Source organism: Paenibacillus sp. FW126-R14, assembly GCF_058789495.1.
Genome location: NZ_JBYTBS010000086.1, coordinates 1 through 18,823 on the forward strand (window position 1 = coordinate 1; position 18,823 = coordinate 18,823).

The 18,823-nt window shown below is 43.3% G+C and carries 11 protein-coding genes; all 11 read left to right on the top strand.

Going from position 1 to position 18,823, the window contains the following annotated elements; translation table 11 throughout:
- Positions 1-203: 203 nt before the first annotated feature.
- Positions 204-2,114, top strand: a complete 1,911-nt coding sequence (locus AC3WRW_RS30915) for a leucine-rich repeat domain-containing protein (RefSeq protein WP_492550053.1) — start codon at positions 204-206, stop codon at positions 2,112-2,114.
- A 15-nt stretch (positions 2,115-2,129) separates the two neighbouring features.
- Positions 2,130-2,774 (top strand): DUF7986 domain-containing protein, encoded by a 645-nt coding sequence (locus tag AC3WRW_RS30920; RefSeq protein WP_492550054.1) that lies wholly within the window; start codon positions 2,130-2,132, stop codon positions 2,772-2,774.
- A gap of 229 nt (positions 2,775-3,003) precedes the next feature.
- Entirely contained in the window at positions 3,004-4,140 is a 1,137-nt protein-coding gene (locus tag AC3WRW_RS30925) for an MORN repeat-containing protein (protein WP_492550055.1), read from the top strand.
- Positions 4,141-4,405: 265 nt separating this feature from the next.
- On the top strand, positions 4,406-4,684 hold the full coding sequence (locus tag AC3WRW_RS30930) for an AbrB/MazE/SpoVT family DNA-binding domain-containing protein (RefSeq protein ID WP_492550056.1): 279 nt from the start codon (positions 4,406-4,408) through the stop codon (positions 4,682-4,684).
- A complete protein-coding gene (locus AC3WRW_RS30935; protein ID WP_492550057.1) occupies positions 4,684-5,070 on the top strand; it encodes a type II toxin-antitoxin system PemK/MazF family toxin in 387 nt (128 codons plus the stop codon). Before AC3WRW_RS30930 ends, AC3WRW_RS30935 begins: the two co-directional genes overlap by 1 nt.
- Before the next feature lie 138 nt (positions 5,071-5,208).
- The gene (locus AC3WRW_RS30940) at positions 5,209-5,676 is read left to right on the top strand and encodes a hypothetical protein (protein WP_492550063.1); all 468 of its coding nucleotides are present in this window, start codon (positions 5,209-5,211) and stop codon (positions 5,674-5,676) included.
- Positions 5,677-5,690: 14 nt separating this feature from the next.
- Complete coding sequence (locus tag AC3WRW_RS30945) at positions 5,691-10,571, top strand: DUF4132 domain-containing protein (protein WP_492550058.1); 4,881 nt, start codon at positions 5,691-5,693, stop codon at positions 10,569-10,571.
- A gap of 100 nt (positions 10,572-10,671) precedes the next feature.
- Complete coding sequence (locus AC3WRW_RS30950; RefSeq protein ID WP_492550059.1) at positions 10,672-11,604, top strand: stalk domain-containing protein; 933 nt, start codon at positions 10,672-10,674, stop codon at positions 11,602-11,604.
- A gap of 309 nt (positions 11,605-11,913) precedes the next feature.
- Positions 11,914-12,837: a sulfate adenylyltransferase subunit CysD gene (cysD, locus tag AC3WRW_RS30955; protein ID WP_492550060.1), complete on the top strand. Its 924-nt coding sequence runs from the start codon at positions 11,914-11,916 to the stop codon at positions 12,835-12,837.
- Between the two features lies 1 nt (position 12,838).
- Positions 12,839-14,497 carry a GTP-binding protein gene (locus AC3WRW_RS30960; protein ID WP_492550061.1) on the top strand — a complete coding sequence of 553 codons (1,659 nt, stop codon included), beginning with the start codon at positions 12,839-12,841 and terminating at the stop codon, positions 14,495-14,497.
- Positions 14,498-14,919: 422 nt separating this feature from the next.
- The coding region (locus AC3WRW_RS30965; RefSeq protein WP_492550062.1) for a YncE family protein at positions 14,920-18,823 on the top strand (3,904 nt) is incomplete at its 3' end.

An 18,823-nucleotide genomic window follows, 5' to 3' on the forward strand; every position in this document is an offset into this window, starting at 1 on the left:
CAAAGAACGGTTTCTTTTTGTTTACAAAAAATGAGAGGCTATCCTCAGTCATTTCTATGACTTATGGGACAGCCTCTCTTTTCTTTTCCACCGATATCTTCAAAATTTTGCATAGCTCATAAAAAAGAGTTTTTAATAGTGTTAAAAGAAGGAATATGTTAAGGTATTTATGGTCTGTTAAATTTTACCTAGGAGGGATAGAATTGTTGTTTAATCGAGGTTTCATTTTCAAAATAATCTTAATATCAGCTATATCTATTTCAGTCATAACACCACTTATAACTTTCAAAACCACGTATGCTGAATCCGCCGCTGTTACTTTCGATGACCCGGCCTTTGAAGGTTACATACGCAAACAACTGCATAAACCGGAAGGGGACATAACGGGGGATGATATGCAATCTCTTACTGAACTAGCCTCAGCAAGTTGGTTGGGAATTCGAAGCCTCAAAGGGATTGAATCTGCAACGAATTTAACACGGTTAAGTATCGAACAGAACAAGATTACTGATCTTTCTCCGCTTGCAGGTTTGGTTAAACTGCAAAGGATTACTCTGGATTACAATGAAATAACGGATTTGAATCCACTTAGCAACTTAACAGAACTAACAGATTTGAATCTTTATGATAATAAAATTAAAAGTCTAGAGCCGTTAAAAAACTTAAAAAAGCTAACCAATCTACAAGTTTATGCGAATGAGATCGAAGATCTCTCGCCATTTAGTGAACTTACTCAATTAAAGTCGCTTGGTGCCTATATCAATCATATTCGGGATGTCGCTCCTCTCGCCAATCTGGTAAATTTACGCTCTATTTTTATAGATAATAATAGGATTAAAGATATTTCCTCACTACACAAACTCGAGAATCTTGAAGTCCTTTCGATTGGTGGAAACCAAGTAACCAACATTGGTGTTATTAGTAACATGCCCAAGCTAAATATGATAAATCTCGATAATAATCCGATCATGGATCTTTCCATTCTCAAGTCGCTTAGAGAGATCCATTCACTGGATTTGAGTGGATTGAAGCTCGAGGATATTTCCTTTTTGAGTAAAATGAATAAGTTGGCTACGCTAAGGTTGAATCATAATCAAATTGTTGATATTGCTCCTCTGGCTGAATTAACTTCCCTTACAGGTCTTGAGATTAGAAATACTAGGGTTGTAGATATTACCGCAATCGCTGGACTTACCAATCTTGAAGACATTCAATTAGATAATAATAAAGTTGTTGATATTTCATCATTATCCTCTTTAAATAAACTTTGGATGTTAAGTCTGGATGGTAATCCGGTTTCTAATCTAAAACAGTTAGTGTCCCTAAAGATGCTGCGATTTTTGACATTAAACAATATGCATCTTTCAGACATCGGATTCGTGAGCAATTTAAAGAATTTAACCTACTTAGGATTGGACAATAATCAAATTACGGATTTAAGCCCATTAGCTAAGCTGCAACGATTAGGTGGATTAAACCTATCAGGGAATGAAGTAGATGATCTCAAGCCATTGCAAAGTCTAACCTCATTAACAAGTCTTACTTTAAGTAGAAATAAAGTTGAAGATCTCTCACCCCTTTACGCAATGTCCAAATTAAAAAGTTTGAATCTCGAACATAACCGTGTTACGGATATTGATGCCCTTCGGGATCATACGAATCTCTGGGAGATTAACCTGATTAATAATCCTTTGGCTGAGCAAGCGATTGAAGCTGTTAAGGCAAAGCAAAAATTAGGTGTTGTTGTTAAATATGGGGATCAGATAGCTTTGAAGTTAGATGATAATTTATTGGACTTTTCAGCGGATGAGAAGCCTTTGTTGAAGGACGGAACTGTTCTTGTGCCTATGCGCCGAATTTTCAGCGTTTTGGGAGCTCAGGTGTTCTGGGATGGGGACATGCAAAGCATTACAGCTGAAAAAGGAGATATAAGCGTTAAGCTAATCATTGATTCAGATAAAGCTTTAATTAATAATAAAGAGGTAAGTCTAGATGTTGCACCGCGGTTATTAAATGGTACGACATTAGTTCCGGTGCGCTTTGTCAGTGAAGCTCTTGGGGCAGAGGTAAGCTGGGATGCAGGGGAACGTATGGTTATTATTAAAAGGGACTAGAATGGGGAAATAACGATGAACAACATTGAGCGGTACAAGCAATATAGACAAACACAAGTAGAACTGCATACAAAAATTTTAGATGATTACGTTGCTGAAGCTGATTTCAAACAAGCTGCTCATGCTTTGGGTATCCTAAATAACCGGGATCAGGTGGTTATGGAACATGAGGTTGAGTATGATGCTCTATACGATTTTAATATTTATGAAAAATTACGTGCTGGAAAGAGTACATTATCGCTTTTCGCAGAGAACTATTCCTCCGAGAACCAGATCGAGAACGAATTGATAGCGGCAATGCTGCAATCAAAGTCCTCCTTATACGAGGTCATACACGTCGATAAGGTGGAAGGGGTGCTTGTGCTAAATGACATTTTGAATGATTTAAACGAGCCTATCAAAATCATTGATATTAGTTTAAGTAATAACACAATAAGCAAACCCCTGCTCTACACACGAGTGCTCGATTTTGAGGGATTTAGCATGACATCTGGCTTAGGATTTGTTTTTTCCATTGATCATAAAGATTACATTCTGAATCGAAGCCGGAAAATGCTTAAGAAAATGAAAAGCGGCGATACCTCGCTGGACAACTTTATCACATTTTTTCATTTGAATCGTTCGGACGGAATTTTAATGAGGTTTGAGAATGTAAAGTGAATTAGAGGAAATCGGATTGATTAGCAATGTAGGAGATTAATAGTGTCTTCAAAACCTCTCAAATTGAGAGGTTTTTATGTTTTCTGCTGAACGGAAAACGTCCCATTGATACTTTCAATATCACCTCTAGTATGTTAACGTAGAAAACAGGTCATTGTCTAAGTAGGAAATATATGTATTTGCGTCATGTAGATGATAGCCAAAATTAAATAATCTTCGAGGTGACATCATGAAGAATGTGCTCGCTATTTTGTTGTTAGGTTCTCTTCTTGCTATTAGTGGAACATTGGCCTACAACTTGTATGGGAAAATCACGTCTCAACCTGTCTACGTAAGCTCTGGACCATCTGCTTCCACACCTCCTGGTCAGAACGCCTCACCTGTCCTTGCCAATGAACCGGCGCCGGGCAGCACCTCCAAGGATGGAGAGAATGGAGCGGCGAATGCCAACGTGCCAGCAACTGCACCGCCAGTGCCTGCCAAAGTGGATAAACCTGGCGCTGTTGTGAAGGAAACGACGGTCAAAATGTCCGATAAAACATACAAATACATAGGTGAGGTTGTAAATGGTGTGGCGCATGGACAAGGGGCAGCGTACTACCCAAACGGACAAAAGCGTTATGAAGGCGAATTCGTGAATGGGAAAGTAATTCTGGTCGGCAAAACGTTTTTCGAAGACGGGAAACTGCGCTCAGAAGGAAAAAGAGTAAATGGAGTCATTCAGGACATAGGCTACAATGAGGATGGCAGCGTGTATTCGGAAATGACACGTCCGGAGAATAATAAATTGGGGGATGCCAAAATTTACGCGCCCGAAGGTTATCTGCAATACGCTGGGCAGGTTACCTCAGATTCGGTCATTCCAGAGGGAACGGGAACTGAATACCATGCAAATGGAAAAACAAGATATACGGGAACGTTCAAGAACGGTACATACAATGGTACGGGCACCTTTATTTCTGACGATGAGCGGGATAAGTATGTAGGCCAGTTTACATCTGGAGTCATGTCAGGGAAAGGCAAGTTCTACGAATACGGAACGATCTATTATGATGGAGAACATCAGGATGGTATTTATCAGGGTAAAGGCAAGTTTTATATGAATGGCACGATTGCCTACGACGGCGATTTCGTGAATGGAAATGCCAACGGAACCGGCAAGATGTACGATAATGGCAAGCTTGTGTATGAAGGAGAAGTGGTAGACAATATACCAACGGGCAACGGAACAAATTACTTGGGAAGCACCAACCTGAAGATCAGCATCACGATACAGAATCCTGGCGTGCAGCAGTCCTCCGGTGTGTCTACCTTTAATATGCCCCAGGGAGTCCGTATTCCGACAAAGGGCGATATAGTGAAGTAAGTGAATTATTTGGTCTCTAATACCAAAATGAAACCTCCGATTTCCACTTTGACAGTGTGATTTGGGAGGTTTTTAGAATGTTACGGGAACAAGTATTAGTATTTTCTCATTGGGGGGGACTCACTTACACTTTCTAAACCAAAGAAACTATCCGCTGATAATAGGGTATCATTTATTTGGTTCCCGTATATACTGTGTATATACAGGCTTCGAGAGGCGTGATATAATGGTACAAAATGGAAACAAGAGAAAAGGGATGATTTACATGACGAAAGCAACTGTCCGTAAATGGGGAAATAGCTTAGCCGTCCGCATCCCGCAGGAAATTTCCGAGCTGGTTAAATTCGCAGATGGAGTTGATATCGAAATGATCGTAACCGATGGTAAGGAGCTAGTCCTACGGGCTGCCGCTACGACATTTAATGAAGATAACCCAGATTATCTACGTGCATTGTCCTTACAACTACGCGAAGAATGCGAAAAATCAAATGTTACTGAAATTGAAGATCCCATCCCAGACCTTGTAGGAGATGAGATCTGGTAATGACTATAACTGGAAATATTCAGCGTGGAAGTATTGTATATGTGGATCTAAACCCGAGAACTGGATACGAGCAAGGCGGAAGGCGACCAGCTCTTGTGGTATCTGAAGGGATCATTAATCCTGGAAAGCTTGCACAAAAATTTGCTGCTGTCGTACCTATAACTAACACAGATAGGGAATACCCATACCATGTTCCCATTCCCGAGGAGGGGATAGCAATTAATCATCCAGAGGATGGAAATGTATTCCTTACAGGACATGCGCTATGCGAGCAAGTTAAGTCTCTTGATATGAATCAAAGAAACGCTAGTGTTGTAGGGCAAGTGGATATTGCGTCCGAGTTTTATAGGAATGTAATTGCTAGAGTTCGAAGCATCTTTTTTTAATAGTAAGATCAACTGTTTCCGGAAGCATAATGCTCCGGGTCTTTTTTTATTTGTGCTTATTAAATTTCGATAAAGTCAGAGGGAAACTCTTCATTCTGACGAAGTCATTAGGATTGGTGTTGAGCTAAAGTGGATGAAATGAGCCAAAACAATGCTTCCACATCTTACGGCGGAAAGGAAACTGCAATGAAAATCAATTTTACCGTAAAAAGCATCGGCAAGAGAAAACCTTTCCTAACGAAAAAGGAATACATCCTCGCATCCGAACCTGGTACTCTCAGAGAGTTAATTGTTGAAGTCGTTACACATCATGTTCGCGAATATAATGAACGGACTGAGGAGAGCCAGCTTATTGCATTTTTAACAGAAGAAGAGATTAACAATAGAGGGATCGAAGGAAAAGTGGGCTTCGGCTCCAAGTATGATGATAGACAGGCGAACGAACAAGAATCCATTCAAACTGCTCTTTTAGCTTTTCAGGATGGGCTGTATCGGGTGTTTATACGTGATGAAGAAGTATCGGATCTGAGTTCCAGGATTGACATTCAGGATGGGGATGACATTGCATTTATTAAATTTACGATGTTAAGCGGTCGACTTTGGTAATGGAGGGAATCTAAGTGGAAATTTCTCATCAGAAAGATGAAGCAGCCAAGCAATTGGAATTATTGATTTTGGACCACATGGAAAAGGCTCCTCGAGAAAGGCGCTTGAACTATCAAGAGATCGTCGTACTCCTCGATCAACTTCATGCGCAAGGTACGGAGGATTCTTATTTTGCCCCTTTCATTTCTATCATCAAGCAAAAGGCTGGTGACTATCCGGCTGAGATCATGCGGTATTTAGCCGCACATATAACCGAGTACCCTTACAGCGTTGGGTATATGCGCAGACCGTTCCGGACGAAGAACCCACGTGTTCATGTAGAAAGTATGCTTCGCAAGTTGCTTGCTCTCTATGATCTCACTAGTACCAACTTTTCGCTCATAGAGTACCTTACGACACCGGTTAACCAAACCGACAGCTCGATGGTTTCTTATGTGCTTGCCTACGAACTAGATCAGAACAACCGGAAAGTGTTTAAAGCCCTTAAGGAAATTTTGTTCGGAGATAACAACACGGCCCTTCTGAATCGGGCTATGATTCGAGGCATCTTCTTCTGCCATCAAGAAGAGGTTCATCAAATGCTCGGGCAGATGCTGATCGCTGCGCGGCTGCAGGAGGGCCTGCGTCAAAGTATTGTTGAGTCCATGGATGAAGGCACGATTGAGGCCTTTACGTATTTTCTTAAGATCATTATTGACAATGATTTCATCCGATACAGCTCCGTCATTCGGGCACTGGATGTATGGACTGGCCTTGCACTTGAAGCGGCTAACACCAGGGTTGTCAAGCAATGCATCGAGTATGCGCACACCTGTTTGAGCGATGAGGGGCTGTGTCTGGAGTGGTCGGAAAGTAATGATGTTCATAAGTTGTATTTCTCGCTATGGTCTACGGCTGTCAGAGAAGAGGACCGACTCTATGACCGACTCCGGCACATTATGGAGAACGGGGCGACGTACCAGAAGATCGCAGCGCAATATTTCCTGACACAAAGTCAGAATGACGAGATCCGTTTCTCTCTTTCCGTTCCCTATATAGCGCAATCCGATTTGGAGCTGCAGTCGCTAGTCATTACCAATTACGTGTATAAGTGGTCAAGCATTTGGAGAGCTTATCCGGATTATGAAGCCCTTAAGAACAAACCGAGCGTCGAACGAGTCGCCATACTAGAAAGGAAAGAGGAAAGGGTCCGGCAATTCGAGCTATTTAAAACGATGCTGGATCAAATGCCGAAGCTGGAGGTTGTGGAAAAGTCAAAAGTCTTTGACTGGATGACATATTCCCACTCCACCGATGCAATCGCCAATAAGATGTTATATCTCGCGGCTTATGATCTGGACCCTGATTTGATCGCTCAGGTTATTGCCCTTAAGGACCGGGTCAGTCCCGACCTGCGTAGTGCTGTGATCCGTTCCTTTACGAGCGATGTAACCAATCCGGTGCAGAGACAATTTCTTTTCGATTCCTTATCCGACAAAAGTATATCCAATCGCGAAGCGGCGTTAACTAGAGTTAACGAAATGAAGATTACTCCGCTGGAAGCCGAAATGATTCAAGGTCTTTTAAAGCTAAAGACCGGCGCGCTTAGACAAAACGCCATCATGATTCTTCTGAAGCAGGACTTGGATCAGTTAGACCATTCTATTGAAACGCTTCTTGAGAGCCCAGTGGAGCTGCAGCGTTTAGGCGCCTTGGAGATGCTCTGTGTGTTAAAAGAAGATGACGGGCTAGTTACCCAATTTGAGCGGGTGAAGCCTCACCTTGCAAGCATCAAGGAGCCTTCGGATAAAGAGCGTCTGCTGGTCGATCGTTTGCAGCAGCAGGAGCAGAAGGGCCTCTATAACGGATTCGGCTTATTTGATCCGCATAGGAAACAGGAGCTCCACGAGCTTCCGGACTATCCGGATGTTTGCGTAAAAGACTTCTTTGAGATGTCGTTCGCCAAGATCAAATCTTTTCTACAAGGTTTATCGGATTTGATCCATACAAATCGGGATTATGAATATACAGTGGAAAGGTATGCAGGCAGTAAGGAGAACCATCTGCTGGGAGCAAGGTTGGATCGTCTAAAGGGGTACCAGAAGCAAGAACATGAAAAGACACACTTGGAAGGTTATCCGCTAGCGGAAGTATGGGAGCGTTACCTGCAAGATAGCGAATGTACGCCTCAAGAGCTCACTCAGATCGTTTTTTATTTCTCTTCGGACACACTTTATAAGTACGGTACGGATAAGCTGACAAGCTGGGAGATGATTCGGTATAAGCCATTGGGAGAGTGGGGGAAAAAGTTATTATCGGATCTGTATCCGATGGAGACGATCCATGCATTCTTCGAATTTATCCCGAACCTGCCGTATCTCCAACAAGTTCGGCAAATCCTCTTTGCCTACTTCGATGACAGTGATAAGGAAGAACGGTTCTCCATGTCCAGCAAAATATTAAATAAAATCATTGGCGCTTTGGAGAAGATGGAGCTTGAGGATAACTCAAAGGCGTGGTCTACCCTTACATCGCCATGGAGCTATTGGTCCGGCAGTCTCGCTTATGATGATCATTCTTTTCTCGAGTATTTTGCGATGGCGCTGAATCTCGACAGGCTTACTCATTATGAGGATTTTCACCTGGAGCTCAAAGCGTTTGTCCGGGCACATGATCTAGGCCTCATCGACGATGATGAACTCTATAGAGAGCTCATGACCCGAAATCGAAGGAGTCAGCAGCACGTCAGAACGATCACCGAGAAAAGGGTAGACTTCGTAAAGCAAAACCCTTCGATACATCGGTTTACGGAGAAAGTCCTCTCCGTGATCCTGGAATTGGAACTGAATCGTGGTGACTTGCCAACGGATGTATCCGATCTCGCGATGGGTATCCGCTATTATGAGGGGATCGAATATTTCATTGCCATTTTATCCAGTCTCGATCAGGATGCGTTTGTGCGTGGATATATTTACGGTAGCAGGACCAAGAAAGAAGCACTTAGTCATCTTCTTCGCGTATGTCATCCGAAAAAAGGTGACGATGCTCAGAAGCTCGCAGAAATGCTGCAAGGAAAGAGCATTTCCGAGAAGCGGCTGCTAGAGGCAGCGATGTACGCCCCGCAATGGATCGAGCTTGTATCCGAGCATTTGAAGTGGAATGGGCTGCGAAGCGCCGCGTGGTACTTTCATGCCCATGTCAATGACAGCTTCTCCGCAGAGAAAGAAACGATAGTCGCCCACTATTCACCGATTTCACCGGCGGAATTCAACGATGGGGCATTGGATATCCATTGGTTCATGGAAGCTTATCAGGAATTAGGCGAGAAGCGGTTCAATGTGCTGTATCAATGTGCCAAATATATATCCGCAGGAGCCAATCACCGCAGGTCCCAGTTGTTCGCGGATGCTGTTCTTGGCAAACTGGACCTGAATGAAATCCGGGCTTCTGTGGAGGCCAAGCGGAATAAAGACCATTTGCTCAGTTACGGCTTAATCCCGATCGGCCAAGATCGCGACCGGGATGTGCTCGGCAGATATGAATATATTCAGCAGTTCCTTAAAGAGAGTAAGAAATTCGGGGCACAGCGCAGTGCCAGCGAAGCAAAAGCGGCGGCCATTGCCCTCGATAATTTGTCTCGAAACGCAGGGTATCAAGATGTGATTAGGCTCAAATGGGATATGGAAGCGCGGAAAATGGAAGAGATCCTTCATCTACTCGAGCCGATGGAGATTGATGATATTGAAGTGAAGCTTGTTATTGATGAGTCTGGTCGTGCCGACATTGAGGTAACCAAGCAAGGCAAGATACTGAAATCCTTGCCCTCAAAGTACAACAAGCACCCCTATATTGTTTCCTTGAAAGAAACAGTCACCAGCTTAAGGGATCAATACAAGCGGGCGAAGAGTGAATTCGAGAAATGTATGGAATCGGAGAGCACCTTCATTTATAAGGAGCTTTCGAATTTGATGAAGAATCCGACAATCGCTCCTCTTCTTCGTACACTTGTCTTTAAGGCCGGAGACAGATTTGGGTTCTATGAGGACGGACAATTGCTCAGCGTGGCTGGCGATGCGTATCCTTTATCCGCTGAGGATATTCTATGCATTGCGCACCCATTCCATCTGTATAAAAGTGGGGAGTGGAGCCTGTATCAGAAATCTCTTTTTGATCGGCAGTTAAAGCAGCCGTTCAAACAAGTATTTAGAGAGTTGTATTTACCTAATAAAGATGAGCTGGAGAGCGGTTCAGTTACGAGACGATACGCCGGTCATCAGATTCAGCCGAAGCGGGCCGCCGCTCTGCTGAAAACCCGTCTTTGGACCGTCAGCTATGAAGAGGGATTGCAGAAGGTATACCATAATGAAAATATCATTGCACAAGTGTATGCGTTGGCAGACTGGTTCTCTCCTTCAGATATTGAGGCGCCTACCCTTGAGACTGTTTCGTTCATGGATCGCAAAACCTATAAACCGCTTGAACTCAGCAACATTCCTGGCATTATCTTCTCCGAAATTATGAGGGATGTGGATCTGGTCGTGAGTGTAGCACACGCAGGCGGGGTCGATCCTGAAGCGAGCCTGACAACGATTGAACTTCGAAAAGCAATCGTCACCGAATCTTTGAGGCTCATGAAGATTACCAACGTACGCTTGGAAGGAAACTTCGCCCGCATTGCAGGCACTCTGGGCGAATACGGTGTGCACCTTGGAAGCGGTACAGTGCAGAAGCAGGCTGCCGGTACCCTGTACATCTTGCCTGTTCATTCCCAGCATCGCGGCAAGTTGTTCCTTCCTTTTATGGATGAAGACCCAAAAACATCAGAGATACTGTCCAAAATCGTGATGCTCGCACAAGATACGAAAATTAAGGATCCGCATATTTTGGAACAGCTGAAAGGGATACAGCACGTTTAAGTCACTGCGGAGCGGGTTAAACATATACCCGCTCTTTGTGTTGTGCAGAGTAGTTCATGCGTGGAACAAACCTAAGCTTATTAACAGAGGAAGTGTATATATGTCGAAAATATCTTATTATTTTGCGGGACTGTTTTGTATGATATCTCTTCTAATTATTAATCCAGGGAATGCCAGAGCAGAAGGTGATCCTATTCGAGTAATCCTTGATGCGAATCCAGTAGAGTTTAGTGCTCCTCCTTTTATTGAAGACTCATCTACGCTTGTTCAATTTAGGCCTATTTTTGAACAGATGGGTTTAGAAATAACTTGGGATGCAAATACTCGCACGATAACAGGTCACAAACAGGACATTGAAATCGAATTGCAAATTGACAGCCCTATCGCAAAAGTGAACGGTAAATTGACCACGTTATCCGTAGCACCGAAGCTAAGAGAAGGTAACACTTTTGTTCCTTTACGGTTTATCTCAGAGTCTGTTGGAGCTAAGGTGGAGTGGAATGAGGCTAAACGAACTGTAGTGATTTATAGCAAGAATGAATATGCCAGCAGTGATGCTAAGTTTCGCTTTACCGCCTATGGATTATGGAGAAAAATGGACGGAGTCGATGGAGTAAAGCCCGAAGTGAAAGAGAAGGTTCAGGATTTCGTTACAGTTGAGGATATTGAGAATATCCAGTTAGCTATGAGATATTTCAACTTCACCATGTTATTTATCTCTACGGAGCAAAAGGTGAGCGAGACGAAGGATATGAATTTGAATCAATACTTAGACCGGGCTAAGAAAAAGGGAGCTATCTCCATAGAGGATATCATTGATGAAAAGCAAGTGAAATTGTTTGGACTCGACGCTCTACAACTAACTTATGTAAATAGACATGATTGGGACAAAAGGATTGATACGTTAATTATTTTCAAGTCGGGGGCGCAATTTTACAGTATTCGAAATTCTTCTTATGAGATTACATATAAAAACTCGATTCAAGATTTTCAAAGTTTACTGGAAAGCATAAAGCTTAACGATATAAAATAATATCTATGCAAAAGACTTTCATTCATTACGGTAGAATATCTAATATTCCCACGGATAAAATGAACAGAGGCCGGGCTCCCACGCTTTTCCGAACCTTTCCATCCCATCACATTAAAGTGAATTTTAACGCCATACAGTGACTATTTCGACATGAAAGCGACGCTTTCAAAAAAACTGCGACAAATTTCGAGAAATATAATAGAAATATAGAAATTTTCACTTTCTTCCACTTTGCATAAAAGCTAGAATCTGATAGTATATAAGAAAATACCGATGGATTTAGTAAGAATTAAAAGGAGGCACCTTTCGATGCAAAAAATGACTCTTGATTCCATACAAGAAATGACGCATCTGGATCAACTCGAGGCTGAAGCGATTTATATTATCCGGGAAGTAGCGGCGGAGTGTGAAAATCCCGTGATGCTGTATTCGATCGGGAAGGATAGTTCGGTGATGCTGCATTTGGCGCTGAAGGCTTTTTATCCTGAGAAGCCGCCATTTCCTTTCATGCATATCGATACGACGTGGAAGTTCAAAGAAATGATTGAGTTCCGCGACCGCAAGGCCAAAGAATTCGGCATCAACATGATCGTTCACTCCAATCAGGAGGGGATTGAGCAAGGAATTAACCCTTTTGATCATGGGTCCGCGTATACGGACATTATGAAAACTCAAGCCCTGAAACAGGGATTGGACAAATACGGATTTACGGCTGCGTTCGGCGGCGGGAGACGTGACGAGGAGAAGTCGCGCGCGAAAGAGCGGATTTTCTCGTTCCGCAATAAGAACCATGCCTGGGATCCGAAGAACCAACGGCCGGAAATGTGGAAGCTTTTTAACACAAGAATCAATAAAGGTGAGAGCATCCGCGTCTTCCCAATATCCAACTGGACGGAAAAAGATATCTGGCAATATATTCGCAGAGAAAATATTGATATTGTGCCGCTCTATTTTGCTCAAGAGAGACCTGTCATCGAACGCGACGGACATCTCATCCTGGTGGACGATGATCGCATGAAGCTGGAGCCGCATGAGAAAATTGAAATGAAGAAGATGCGATTCCGTACATTAGGCTGCTATCCTCTGACTGGCGGAGCCGAGTCGGAAGCGAATACGCTGGATAGCATTATTGAAGAAACGCTTGGTGCGGTATCATCCGAACGGACAACCCGGGTTATTGACCAAGAAGCGGCGGGAAGTATGGAAAGACGTAAACGGGAGGGGTATTTCTAAAATGAAAAGTCTGCTTAAATTTATTACTTGCGGAAGTGTAGACGACGGGAAATCCACCTTAATTGGACATATGCTTTATGAGGCGAAGCTTTTGTTCGCCGACCAGGAAAAAGCGCTAGAGCTGGACAGCAGACTTGGCAGCCGCGGCGGCAAAATCGACTATTCGCTGCTTCTTGACGGGCTTTTGGCTGAGCGTGAGCAAGGGATTACGATTGATGTGGCCTACCGGTATTTTACGACGGACCACCGCTCCTTCATTGTCGCGGACACGCCGGGGCATGAAGAATATACACGCAACATGGCAGTAGGCGCATCTTTTGCGGATTTGGCGATCATTCTTGTGGACGCAACGAAAGGGGTTATTACCCAAACCAAGCGGCACACTCGGATTTGCGCGCTGATGGGCATTAAACATCTTGTTCTGGCTGTCAACAAAATGGATTTGGTCGGCTTTGATCCTAAAATATTCGATGCGATCAAGCAAGAATTCGCCAAGCTAACGGTAGAGTTCCACTTTGAAAGCATTCAGGTCATCCCGGTTTCGGCAACGGAAGGGGATAACATCACGAAGAAATCGCTGAATTCTCCGTGGTACGAGGGTAAGGCTTTGCTGCCGTATTTGGAAGATGTAGATGTCCACCAGAACGACAATGCGAAAGAATTTATGATGCCTGTTCAGCGGGTATGCCGGCCGGATCATACGTTCCGCGGTTTTCAGGGCCAGATCGAGGCTGGGCGTATCGCGGTTGGCGATGAGCTGACGACGCTGCCTAGTCGTGAGAAGGCGAAAGTGAAACGCATCCTCGTAACCGACCAAGATCGGGATTATGCGTATGCCGGACAACCCGTAACCATTCAGTTGGATCGTGAAGTCGACGTTTCCCGGGGCTGTGTATTCACGAAGGATAGTAAAATCCAAGAGGCGGATAGCTTTAGCGCAACGATTCTTTGGATGGATGATTCCGTGCTGACGCCGGGGAAAAACTATTTGGTCAAAGTGGGCACGAAAGTGCTGCCGGGTACGGTAACAGCCATTAAGCATAAAATCGATATTAATACCGGCAATACGGTTCCAACCCATCAGTTGGTTAAAAATGAGTTGGCGAAATGCGAATTTTCGCTTTCGGATGATATCGTGTTCGATTCGTTCGAACTAAATAAAAGCATCGGCGGCTTTATTCTGATCGATCGCGTTACGAATATGACTTCCGCTTGCGGCGTTATCGATGCGGCACTTCAAAACTCCGACAAAGGGACGCAGCCGCTTGCCGAAGTCACGAGAGATGTTCGTGCCGAGCAAAAAGGTCAAAATCCTCTAACCATCTGGTTTGGCGGCTCAGCTTCGGCGACAGCAACACTTGCGAAGCAAGTCGAGAAACGTTTGGTTGCGAGAGGTTACCATACGATGCTACTCGAGAACCGCGCTGGAGAATCTACTCAGCGTTTGGCAGAAGTGGCGAGATTGATGAACGACGCGGGGCTTGTTGCTTTGGTAGCGGCGGATGCTGCGTACGCGGGAGAGCGGGAGCTTTTTGGCGATGCGTTTATCGAAATCGATGCGGATGCAAGAAAGGCCTCCGTTGAAGAGGATGCGAATGATGTTGTAAAACGAGTTGTGAAGTATCTGATTAACAACAAAGATATGGATTATTCGATATAGTGTGAAAAGCCTAGGATGATTGATGTTGTAAAGCGAGTTGTGAAATATTGATTCATTCTTAGAAAAATATCCCTGCATCATTGTGAATAGTGATGTGGGGATATTTTTTGTCCGCGGCAAGGGGCTTTGTTTGGAGCGATAAGCGCCGCGTACTTTCTGTATTGCGGTCATTTTCTAATGTCGATTTATGGGGAACGTATTATTAAATTTTGACAAAGTTAGAGGGTATTTGGTTCATGCAACGAAGTCATTAGAATTGGTAGAGCAGACAATCCTGCTTATCTTGGGATTCGGACTGCAAAGTTTGATTTTGAATGAATAGGGGGATGTATTCTCGTAATTTCTAATAATAATTTGTAGTATATTACTGACAATAGTATCTTTAGATCAAAGTTGTCAAAGTCAAATGGGAGGATCATTTCATGCATACCGGAATGTACAAAAGTTTAATAAGCAAAAGAATATCTATAGTTCTATTGGCTATCTTTATGATTCTCTCATCTGCCATATTCCCTGGGATAAATGTCAATAAAGCATACGCAGGAACTGAAGCATCTCCCTCACTTACGCTTACCAATCCTATCAGGGAGTGGGTTATGGATGAAGCGAGAGGTTATATTTACGCTGTCTCTAGTGAGGCTAATAGTCTACTATTTATTCGAATGAGCGACCTTCAGATAGAGAAGAAAGTAGCGCTCGGCATTGCGCCTTCAGATTTAGTACAATCCGGCGGCAAGATTTATGTTGCTTTGTCAGGAACAAAGGGTATTGCTATTGTAGATATCGCTCAAAAGGAAGTAGTGGGCTCGATTAATACTTCTATAAAGCCTTACGAACTGGCAATCGACGGAAACAAGCTGTTCTATACAGAATATCGCTCATCGGGTGTGGCATCATACGATTTAACAACGCAAGTGGAGACAATGCTGGATTCGGGATCAAGGGGGGATTATGCTGAACCCGATCTTGCTGTTGACACGGTAAACCATATTCTGTTTATAGGCGAGTCGGGCTCGACTGGCTCCAAACTTTTTTCTTACAGCACTTCGACTCTGCAGCCACTTTCAAAAATTAATTATCGTGATGGTTACGGTTTTGGTTTTCCGGCCAGAAAGGTTATTGTTGATGGGAACCAGGTTTTTTATGCAGGCTATCGCTTTAAAAATACAGATTTAACCTCTATTCAAGGTACCTATCAAGAAGACGCGATGTATGTTCATGGCAACACGGTGTTTACCAGTCATTCGTTTAATTCCGGAAATGCCGCGCCAGACCATAGCTATGTTTATGATAGGGAAGGATTTACTCAAATTGCCGAACTTCCTGTGGCATCAAGAAAAATTTTAATGGATAGTCAGAATCATGTTTATTCTTATACAGGATCAGATGGTTGGAACCCTAACATTCCCAATGTTATACAAATTATTAATGTGAATCTGGCGCCTTCCACTCCCCCGGTATCTTGGCAGACTGACGGCCAAAAGCTGGTACTAGATAAGTCGGTGACCGATCTCGTATACAGCAGTGATGGTGCAAACCTGTTTGCCATCTCTTCGGAAAGCAATCAGTTGATGAGGATTCGAACAAGCGACATGACAGTTCAAGAAACCCGAACCATAGGATCCAACCCTAATTCATTATTTATTGACCATGACAAGCTATATATTGGCAATGCATCAGCGACACAAATTATGAAAGTGGATACACTTTCTGAGACAAGCGTCAACGGAGCTGTCTATTCATGGGATGTCGGCAATTTTGTTAGTCAAGTTGTATATGGTAATCAAAAGCTGATCTACACCGCATCAAATCCGGGAATTAAGGTCATTGATACTGTTACCGGAACTAGGGCTAATTACGCTACAAACATTAATTCAGGTCGTATGATCCTTAGTCTAGGGGACAATGCATTATACTTCGGGAAAGAGGAATATTATTCCACAAGTACGGCAATTAAGTTCGATCTAACTAATTTTTCACAGCAGGCAGTCTCCCAAGCTTACAGCAACGCACTAGGCGTGATCACGATGAACGGAAATGATCTATATTACGCGAGTTATCTTTTGGATAAAAATACGCTTCTCCCGATTCCGGCATGGAAAGGTTATTTTGGGGCTGCAATTATTGCTGCTAAAGGAGCTGATATTTTCGCAAAAGACTCGGTTTGGAATCGTGATTCGTATACTATGCAATACCATCTGCCATTCATCGCGAAAAATGTGTTGAACTTGCCAAACGGCCAAATTGTTGTGGTTTCTGAAGATGGGAAAACATTACAGAAATTCACTTCTATGCAGGCTCTACATGATAGTGCACCAGAATTTAATCCGCCATCGCTTGCAGTTTCTGATGTTAATTTTTACGATAACGATCCCATTCCAGGAGAAATAAGCGGGAACATCAATTGGCATGCGACACCAAGTGTTTCCATCGTAACCAGTTACACCGTGTATTTCTTAGATCAAAATAAAAATAAAATCGGAAATAAAATAACGGAAGTTCCTTATAATGCAAATAGCTCTTACTATACCTACCGCCTTCCAAATACGGACATACTTGTGGGAGCAAAATATTTAGGCATTTATGCAAAGAATGCTATTGGAGAAAGCTCTTCCGCCGCTACTGTTGAGCTCTCGGATTATGTTGATATTCCTCCAACCGACGGTGGCGAAGGAGGTCCATACCCCTACTTTAGTTACACATTGGAAGATCAGAACCCAATAAGGGGGAAAATTCATCCGCTGGTCTCATGGTATAACCCAAACGAAACTAGCTATTCTGGCTATCAATTATCATTTTCTAATGCTTCTGGAACCCAAATTGGCAATGTCTATAGTGTTTCCAAACATACATCGCCCGGAATAACTTATCGTGTTGATGTTGCTGAGAATATTGTGCCTGCAGGTGCAATTTATATGGATATGAGACCGAAAGACCTGAAAGGGAATGTTGGAACCGAATTGTACCGGATGCAGATTTTTGATAACACGACAAGCAGTCCGGTTATTGTAGGAACGAATCCAGCGATTCCGACTCCAAACATTCTATTGGGTAGAAGTTTGGATGAAGATGTATCTCAAGGAAGCTTCGGCGGTTGGATTAATTGGTACGAAGCCTCGTTAGAAGGCCCGGCAACAAGCTATGCACTTTATTTTGTCGATGGTAACAATGTTAAACTGCAATCGATCGCTGAAGTAACTAGAAGTAATCTCATTCGTCTTAATCAAGGGTTTAATAATCCGTCTTATGAAATTACATTGCCTAGCGGTACTGCAATTCCATCAGGAGCTGTAAGGATCGGGATTTTCGGCAAAAACAGTCAAGGTGAGAGTCCAAACGGGTTCTACTTTGGATTTTGGGACAAAATTGACGCCGATCCTGGTAATGATTACTTTGAAGATCTGGATGCTCGCGCCGGAAAAATTGATGGCGTACTGCACTGGATTCCTGTTGTCAATGAAACGGCTGTGAACAAATATGTGATCAGCTTTTTGGATTCAAGACTAAACTCAATGGACCCTCCTTTTGCGGAGGTAAACAAAGGGCAACAAAGGTACAACCTTTCTATTCAAGATACGCAAATCCCAGCGGGCGCAAGGTACCTGATGCTATGGGCAATGAATTCGGCAAATGACCGGTTTCTATTAGGTTATTATGATTTGACAGATAATATAGCAAGTGAACCTGTTTCTACCCTGCCGACGGATAGTCAAACCCCGGTCATAAGTGTGAGCTTTACGGATTACGATGGTGATGTAGGGGAAATAGGAGGGAGCATATCCTTTAATTCTAGTATGAGCTCCAATTCTACGACGCGTTTCGATATTTATTTTGTCGATGAACAACTGAAAAAGCTCAAAGCAATCAGCAGTCTGCCAAAAAGTGAAATGGGAATTTATGAGGCCAATATCCCTATGAATACCCAAATTCCATTAGGGGCAACTCGGATTGCAGTTTATGCCGTTTCTTCTACAGGGATGAGCATGCCTGCTACAACAAGCATAATTGATCGGGGGTATGGGCCATCATTGACGCCTGATCAAATTGAAATTACGAATAATAAGTCCGGAACCTCTGATACGATTACTGTTTCAGGCTTGAATTATGGAGATATCGTTAGGGTGTACCGCGATTCTACATCAGCTAACTCATTCTTACTTCAAGCAGTTGCACCGAATGCCACTTCACTGAACTTTACCATTCCTCAGTTAGGAACCGGGGAGGGAAGTTTGTATTTCTCTGTGCAGCATGGCGATAGTTTGCCAAGTATGAAGATTGCAAAAGCATATAAAGCTGAACCAGCTGCCCTTGGAGGCGGCGGTGGCG

Coding starts and splice junctions, on each gene's coding strand:
- AC3WRW_RS30920 (WP_492550054.1), top strand. CDS start 2,130: ATGAACAACATTGAGCGGTACAAGCAATATAGACAAACACAAGTAGAA.
- AC3WRW_RS30925 (WP_492550055.1), top strand. CDS start 3,004: ATGAAGAATGTGCTCGCTATTTTGTTGTTAGGTTCTCTTCTTGCTATT.
- AC3WRW_RS30930 (WP_492550056.1), top strand. CDS start 4,406: ATGACGAAAGCAACTGTCCGTAAATGGGGAAATAGCTTAGCCGTCCGC.
- AC3WRW_RS30935 (WP_492550057.1), top strand. CDS start 4,684: ATGACTATAACTGGAAATATTCAGCGTGGAAGTATTGTATATGTGGAT.
- AC3WRW_RS30940 (WP_492550063.1), top strand. CDS start 5,209: ATGAGCCAAAACAATGCTTCCACATCTTACGGCGGAAAGGAAACTGCA.
- AC3WRW_RS30950 (WP_492550059.1), top strand. CDS start 10,672: ATGTCGAAAATATCTTATTATTTTGCGGGACTGTTTTGTATGATATCT.
- cysD (WP_492550060.1), top strand. CDS start 11,914: ATGCAAAAAATGACTCTTGATTCCATACAAGAAATGACGCATCTGGAT.
- AC3WRW_RS30960 (WP_492550061.1), top strand. CDS start 12,839: ATGAAAAGTCTGCTTAAATTTATTACTTGCGGAAGTGTAGACGACGGG.